Annotated in this window: 2 protein-coding genes; one reads left to right on the top strand and one right to left on the bottom strand. The window is 32.4% G+C overall.

Features of this window, described 5'->3' with window-relative positions:
• Window positions 1-133 precede the first annotated feature (133 nt).
• Complete coding sequence (locus tag C7H79_RS16815) at window positions 134-748, top strand: undecaprenyl diphosphate synthase family protein (protein WP_106708380.1); 615 nt, start codon at window positions 134-136, stop codon at window positions 746-748.
• Window positions 749-1,572: 824 nt separating this feature from the next.
• Here the strand turns inward: C7H79_RS16815 and C7H79_RS16810 are convergent.
• Window positions 1,573-1,839, bottom strand: a complete 267-nt coding sequence (locus C7H79_RS16810; RefSeq protein ID WP_106708379.1) for a hypothetical protein — start codon at window positions 1,837-1,839, stop codon at window positions 1,573-1,575.
• Window positions 1,840-2,745: the final 906 nt, after the last annotated feature.

The following is a 2,745-nucleotide window of genomic DNA, read 5'->3' as shown; positions in this document are numbered from 1 at the left end:
TACTGCTAGTTACTTACTTGAAAAGAGAAGATTATTTTAATGTGAAAGATCGCACTGAATTTGCTTACCATTAAAGTTAATTTAGAAAAGTATCTTTTTATATAATTGATTTATCTTTCCAGAGCATTTTTTAATGGCTAAAAGCTCTACTCCCAAACATATCGGATTTATTCCAGATGGCAATCGTAGATGGGCTTTATTGCAAGGACTACCTAAGGAAGCCGGTTATGTTCATGGAATACCGCCAGCTTTGCTTCTATATGAAGAATGCAAGAATCTAGGAATCAAGGAAATATCAGTATTTTGTTTTACGCAAGATAATACCAAACGACCTGCAATTCAAACGGAAGCATTTATTTGTGCCACTCTAGCAGTTGTAGATGAAATCTCTCGGCGAGGAGCATCATTGCTCGTGCTGGGAGATGAAACTTCACCCCTATTCCCAAATACTCTAAAAGAATTTCGTCACCGAAAAGGATCGGGTATGAAAGTTAATTTACTAGTTAACTACGATTGGGAATGGGACTTACAGGGACTTAAGAATGGAGGATTATATTCTAAGGATATATCACGTATTGACTTAATTGTTAGGTGGGGAGGAAGATGCCGATTGAGCGGGTTTTTGCCTGTTCAATCTGTTTATGCTGATATTTATGTTAGAAATGAGTGCTGGCCAGATTACCAACCATTTCATTTTAAAGAAGCTCTCGCATGGTTCAAAATACAAGATCGAACTTTAGGTGGGTAAGGTTTTAATTAATTGATAATTGTTTTTATTTTTGTCTGATTTAATATACTAAGTAGTGTAATCAATTACTCACTTATATAGCTCAGATTATTATCTGCACTAGACTTGCCAAGCATCAATTCTCACTAATACTGATTCCCCATTAGAACCAGGCTAATTTAAAACAAAACACCTTGTCATAACTTGTCAATGAATGCTGTGCCATATTTTTCCCTCTATAATAGGTTAAAAATAAATCCTCAATTATTTGTTGCCTTCTACAAACCCCAAAAAATTGAAGCTCCAATTATACTTAGAACAAAAGATAGTACTAAGCTCCAGATTATCGAAATGATGAAAAGTATCTTATTTGATTGAGGGTTTTTCATTTTACAAATTGAGCTAAATACAAAATAACATATTATTAATTTAATAGTGATAATTCAGTACGGAACTCAACATAATGAAAGACGAAAGATTATTTCAAAAGCTAAAGCTTTGTTAGCAGAATATATTAATGTTTGTTTGTTAGTCTGAATGGATATCACCAACTATTTCAATATAATAATTATCACGATTAGTTTCTTCAATCAATCCTTCTTCGACAGCGTTATTCCAAGCTTCCTCAGTATATTCTTCCTCTCAGAGATCATCAATAAGTTCTACAATAACTGGATATTCAGTAACTATATGTCCAGAAGATTTTTCGATAATTTGAATATTTTCATCAGAAATAAGTCTCCATAGAGAACGAAGTATTATTAATATATAAGAAAATATTTTTAGCAGAACAAAAAAACGGCTGTAGCCGATAGTCTTCCTATATCGCAATAAACGATTGAATACTATTTTATTTGCCCTGAGTTTTGGTGGTTATTGCCTGATTTATTTTTCGCGCCAATACCTAGAGGGGTTTTAAGATTTTCGGGTGTACCAGAGGGATCGAAAGTAGGTGCGGGAGAGGTGCCAGATGGCTGAAGCGGTATATTTTTATGGTTTCCCTGTAATTCTTTTTTATCTCTCTTCTTTAAATCATCCCCATAATCAGCTAGTACTGCTGCAGAAGGAAAAATAAGAGTTGCCAAGAGTAAAGTTACAAATACTTTTTTCATAATAATACTCCTATCTTAAAAATCCCATTATGAATTTACTTAAAAGAACTTGTCTGTCTGGTTGCACACTTATAAATCTGAGTACATAAAATTAATTATTAGGATGGCTTAGTAAATAATAAAATCCTTTGCGGAATTAATTTTGTAATAGCTTTTTTCATCGGATTTTTTCAACAAAAATAATTTTTGATAATTTTATAGCGGGTATGTGGTTTGGCTACCAACTCCAGAATAGTGAAAATCCAATAATAATAAGGATCAAAATTAAAATAAAATCACAAATTATGGCAGTGACTTTCTTTTTATTTTCTTGGGGGTTCATAATGAGCCTATTTCTCAGCTTTTAGGGCTGTATTTATGAAAACTAAAACTTACAATGAATAAAAAATTTTTACATGAGTCAGTTCTGGTTTATTTAAAGTTGAAGAAGTTCCTCTAAAAACGTTACTTTCAATTAACGACAAATATAAAATATACGATATAAAATCTAGGACTATATTTCCTTTCAATAGAAATATTTTCATTAAAGGAGATAGAAACTCATAAATACTTAATATAAGATTTATCGTAACGACATAGTTTTCGGTACGAGATCTATCAATATAGATCGTACCCGTCATAAATCTTATAATGCTGAGCCCTCCGATAATTAACTAATGGACCCACATGTCTTCTACAAATTTCATCTCATAATTCCTTTCCTTTGCAAGGCATTATTTCTTTCCATATAATTCTGTTTGCTCATATCAGCATCAGCATTCTGTATGCCAGACTGGTAATTTGTTCTGCATTAGAGAGTTATCCCCAGCGCAAATGCAACCGCTAACAAATAAAAATCAACTGATAAAAGCTTTACGTAACATTATTGTCATGAATGTTTTCTGGGTCTGTGCGTTTAACTACAAT

The organism is Nitrosomonas supralitoralis (assembly GCF_003011925.2).
Lineage (GTDB): Bacteria > Pseudomonadota > Gammaproteobacteria > Burkholderiales > Nitrosomonadaceae > Nitrosomonas > Nitrosomonas supralitoralis.
Note: the sequence above shows the minus strand (reverse complement) of the source record. Positions and strands in the feature narration are given on the sequence as shown.